Origin of the sequence: Roseovarius confluentis (assembly GCF_002917925.1) — a bacterium.
In the GTDB taxonomy this organism is placed as follows: domain Bacteria; phylum Pseudomonadota; class Alphaproteobacteria; order Rhodobacterales; family Rhodobacteraceae; genus Roseovarius; species Roseovarius confluentis.
The window spans coordinates 1-3689 of record NZ_PPFE01000019.1 but is presented as its reverse complement, the minus strand read 5'-3'; the positions used below and the strand labels follow the sequence as shown (position 1 = coordinate 3689).

The window sequence follows — 3689 nt, the reverse complement described above, 5'->3', positions numbered from 1 at the left end:
AGACGGGGCCGTCAAGCTCTCCCGCCGCCGTCTTCGCCTCTTCCGCGCGCAAAACGACACGCCCGTCCGATACAGGCGCCCCGTAAGAGCGCAGCAAGGCCTTCGCCTGGTATTCATGGATGTTCATTGTCTCAAAGCTCCTCCCGATGCTTTTACTTACTTGATGAGATGCAACATGTTCTTGAATTGCGGTGTCCCGGCTTTGCCAAGCCACTCGAAAACGACCATTTCCGTGGTGACGATCCCGGCGCCATAGGCGTTGAGCCGGGCGATGCAGGCCGCTTCGCTTTCCAGCGTGCGCGAGGCCGTGGCGTCGGAGACCACGAAAACCTCGTAGCCCTCCTCTATCAGGCTGGCGGCGGTCTGGACCACGCAGATATGCGCCTCCATTCCCGCGATCACGGCCTGTTTACGATCAAGGCTGCGGAAATGCGCGGCGAAATCCTCGTCCTCCATGCAGGAGAAATGCATCTTCGGAAGCACCGTGGCTTCCGGCGTCTCCAGCTCGGACACGGTATTGCCAAGACCCTTGGGGTATTGTTCGGTCATCACGATGGGGATGTTCATTTCTCGTGCGCCGGCACAGAGCGTTCTCGTGTTGCGAATCGTACGGGCCGGCGCCTGCATTGCGGGCACCAGTCGCTCTTGCATGTCGATGACAATGAGGGCTGATTCGTCGGCGCGGATAAGCAAAAACAGGTCCTTTCATGCACTTGGTGATGACCTCGTGGAATACCAGATACCAACTATTTCACAGTATCGCAACCTGCGAGATTCGCGCCTTTGATCACCTTGATTGATCGTTCGGGCAGATTTTTTTCGTGTGAAAAAAGTTCAATATAAATAGAAGTTTAGCTTGAATTTTCGGGCTGGAATCATGCCGGATTTCGGCGATTTTTCGAGCAGAACTGAAAAATCGTTTGTCGTGTTAGGTATGCTGTGTATGGTATACCAACGTCGCAAACGACGCCGCGCAACACGAGATCGGAGAGGGCGCATGAAGCTGAAACCTGTGCCTTCGAATTTCACGCTGAAGGATCACGTCTACGAAATGCTTCGGACAGCGATAACTGATATGAACATCTACGACAGCGCGACAGATCTGCGTCTGGACGAGCGTGATCTGGCCGAGCAGCTGGGCGTCTCGCGGACACCGCTGCGCGAGGCCGTGGCCCGGCTGGAGCGTGATGGTCTTGTCGAGGTTCAGCCGCGCAAGGGCGTGTTCGTGCAGCGCAAGAGCCTGGCCGATATTCTGGATATGATCATCGCGTGGGCTGCGCTGGAAAGCATGGCGGCGCGTTTGGCTTGCGAACACGCGACGGATCGCGAAATCGCCAGCCTGCGCACCATAGCGGCGAAGTACAACGACGAGATCGCCAACACGCGTATCTCGGAATACTCCGACGACAATATCCGCTTTCATCAGCGCATCCTCGAGATCTCGCGCTGTAAACTTCTGCGGAAAATGGCGGATGGTCTGTTCCTGCACATGAACGCGGTGCGGGTTCGGGCGATGGGCGAGGGCAACCGCGTGCGGTGGTCGGTCGTCGATCATGCAGAAATCATCGAAGCGATCGAAGCGCGGGATGCCGATCTGTCGGAGCGCCTCGTTCGCGAGCACACGATGCGGTTGCACACGCACGTCAATCGCACCTGGAGCAGTTTCGAACTGGCCGTCGGCGCGGGAGGCGCCAGGGTCAGCTAACAAGGAATGAGTACTAGAAAGGGGCCGAACGGGGCCCCGAACAGGGAGGAAGACTATGGGTGTGACCCAGATGACCGATGACCTCGTCGCGCGGACCGAGACGGATCCCGAAACGCTGACCGACGGGTTTCATCTTCTGATCGATGCGCTGAAGTTGAACGGCGTCGAGACGATCTACAACGTACCGGGTATCCCGATTACCGATCTCGGACGTTACGCACAGGCGCAGGGAATGCGGGTCCTGTCCTTCCGCCACGAACAGCATGCCGGATACGCGGCCGCCGCCGCCGGTTTCCTGACCAAGAAGCCAGGTGTCTGCATGACGGTATCAGCCCCTGGCTTCCTGAACGGCCTGACCGCGCTTGCCCATGCCACGACGAACTGCTGGCCGATGATCCTGATCTCTGGTTCATCCGAGCGTGAAGTCGTCGACCTTCAGCGTGGCGATTACGAAGAGATGGACCAGTTGGCTATCGCGCGGCCCCATGCCAAGGCGGCCTACCGCATCCTGCACGCCGAGGATATCGGCCTCGGCGTCGCCCGTGCCGTCCGCGCCGCCCTGACGGGCCGCCCCGGCGGTGTCTACCTTGACGTCCCCGGTGCCCTTCTTGGGCAAGTCATGGACGAAGTCGAGGGCAGTAAGTCCTTGATCAAGGTCGTGGATCCGTCCCCCGCCAGTGTCCCCAGCCCCGAGGCGGTGGATCGCGCGCTGGACGTGATGAAGAATGCCAAGAAACCGCTGATCATCATCGGCAAGGGCGCCGCCTATGCGCAGGCAGACGAAAAGGTGAAGGAACTGGTGGAAACCCTGGGCTTCCCCTACCTGCCGATGTCGATGGCCAAGGGTCTTCTGCCCGACACGCACCCGCAATGCGCCTCGGCGGCCCGATCACTGGTGCTCAAGGAAAGCGACTGCGTCTTTCTGATCGGCGCGCGCCTGAACTGGCTGCTCAGCCACGGTGAGGGCAAGGCCTGGGGCGAGAAGGGCGCAAAGCAGTTTGTGCAGATCGACATCGAACCCAACGAGATGGACAGCAACCAGCCCATCGCGGCGCCACTGATCGGTGACATCGGCAGCTGTGCCGGCGCTCTGCTGGAAAAGATCCGTGGCAACTGGGAAAAACCGTCCGAGGACTGGACCGGCGCCGTGCGCTCCAAGGTCGAGGCCAATATCGAACGGATGGCCCCGCGCCTCAAGAACAACAACTCTCCGATGGACTACCAGGGCTCTCTGGGCGTCATCAAGGACCTGATCGCAGAGAACCCGGATACGGTTCTGGTCAACGAAGGCGCCAATGCGCTGGACCAGTGTCGCTCGATCGTGGACATCCACAAGCCCCGCAAGCGGCTGGACGTGGGCACCTGGGGTATCATGGGGGTCGGCATGGGCTCTGCTATTGCCGCTGCCGTGGAAACCGGCGACCAGGTTCTCGCGGTTGAAGGCGACAGCGCGTTCGGCTTCTGCGGGATGGAGATCGAGACGGTCTGCCGCTACAACCTGCCCGTGTGCATCGTCATCATGAACAACAACGGCATCTATCGCGGTGACGGCGAAAACTGGTCCGGCGGCGAAGATCCCTCGACCACGGTGTTCGTCAAGGACAGCAAATACGAGTTGATGATGCAGGCCTTCGGTGGGGTCGGTGTGACCGCCGACAACCCCGACGAGCTTCGGCAGGCGATCAAGGAAGCTTTCGCAAGCCGCAAGCCGACGCTCATCAACGCGATCATCGCCGAAGATGCCGGCAAGGAGAGCGGCAACATCGGCAACCTGAACCCGTCTTCGGTGGTAGCGCAGAACCGTTACCCCCAAGCCAAGAATATCTGAGCGGGAGAGAACTCATGAAAGCATTGGATGGCATCAAGATTCTGGACTTCACGCATGTTCAGTCGGGTCCGACCTGCACGCAGCTTCTTGCGTGGTTCGGGGCGGATGTTCTGAAGGTGGAGCGGCCGGGCGTGGGCGACGCCACGCGGCAGCAGC

Annotated in this window: 5 protein-coding genes; 3 read left to right on the top strand and 2 right to left on the bottom strand. The window is 60.0% G+C overall.

Going from position 1 to position 3689, the window contains the following annotated elements; all coding sequences use genetic code 11:
* Positions 1 to 127 (bottom strand): ATP-grasp domain-containing protein (locus C2I35_RS21705; RefSeq protein WP_342749721.1); only part of this gene is annotated, 127 nt, incomplete at its 3' end.
* A gap of 29 nt (positions 128 to 156) precedes the next feature.
* The gene (locus C2I35_RS21700; RefSeq protein ID WP_103765131.1) at positions 157 to 693 is read right to left on the bottom strand and encodes a hydrolase; all 537 of its coding nucleotides are present in this window, start codon (positions 691 to 693) and stop codon (positions 157 to 159) included.
* Between the two features lie 304 nt (positions 694 to 997).
* Between C2I35_RS21700 and C2I35_RS21695 the strand changes: the two genes are divergently transcribed.
* From C2I35_RS21695 to C2I35_RS21685, 3 genes are all read left to right on the top strand, one after another.
* Positions 998 to 1705, top strand: a complete 708-nt coding sequence (locus C2I35_RS21695; protein ID WP_103765130.1) for a GntR family transcriptional regulator — start codon at positions 998 to 1000, stop codon at positions 1703 to 1705.
* 55 nt (positions 1706 to 1760) lie between these two features.
* A complete protein-coding gene (gene oxc / locus C2I35_RS21690; RefSeq protein WP_245890600.1) occupies positions 1761 to 3533 on the top strand; it encodes an oxalyl-CoA decarboxylase in 1773 nt (590 codons plus the stop codon).
* Positions 3534 to 3547: 14 nt separating this feature from the next.
* Positions 3548 to 3689 (top strand): CoA transferase (locus C2I35_RS21685; protein WP_211286175.1); only part of this gene is annotated, 142 nt, incomplete at its 3' end.

Excerpts from the sequence above, each read along its gene's own strand:
- C2I35_RS21695 (WP_103765130.1), top strand. The coding sequence starts at position 998 with ATGAAGCTGAAACCTGTGCCTTCGAATTTCACGCTGAAGGATCACGTC.
- oxc (WP_245890600.1), top strand. The coding sequence starts at position 1,761 with ATGGGTGTGACCCAGATGACCGATGACCTCGTCGCGCGGACCGAGACG.